The sequence below is a fragment of the Vibrio sp. 10N.222.49.C9 genome, from assembly GCF_041474985.1.
GTDB classification, from domain to species: domain Bacteria; phylum Pseudomonadota; class Gammaproteobacteria; order Enterobacterales; family Vibrionaceae; genus Vibrio; species Vibrio crassostreae_C.
On the sequence record NZ_JBFRVD010001195.1, the window covers coordinates 1 to 297 of the forward strand.

1 protein-coding gene is annotated in these 297 nt (G+C 42.1%); it reads left to right on the plus strand.

Features of this window, described 5'->3' with window-relative positions; translation table 11 throughout:
* Positions 1–99: 99 nt before the first annotated feature.
* Positions 100–297, plus strand: a 198-nt coding sequence (locus AB4585_RS27535) for a hypothetical protein (RefSeq protein ID WP_372171929.1), incomplete at its 3' end; no start/stop codon positions are given.

The window sequence follows — 297 nt, forward strand, 5'->3', positions numbered from 1 at the left end:
CTCGTGGTCTAATGTATGTGAATCATCAAAAGCGGTTCGAGTTGGCTCCCAAATATTGATTACTTGCACGGTGCGTTTGGGGGTATTGAGTGTATTTGCGTGTTCCGCATCGAATGGCAATTGGGTGGATTTGCATCCGGCAATATATATGGGGCTGAAAATTATCACGAAAATACCACTGCGAAAATACGACATACTGCAATTTACTACCTGAACAAACAATCACCACACCAACAAGCTTTTAATCACAAAAGCCAGTTAAATAGGGCGCTCACTATACAGAGTGGTCTACAAGAA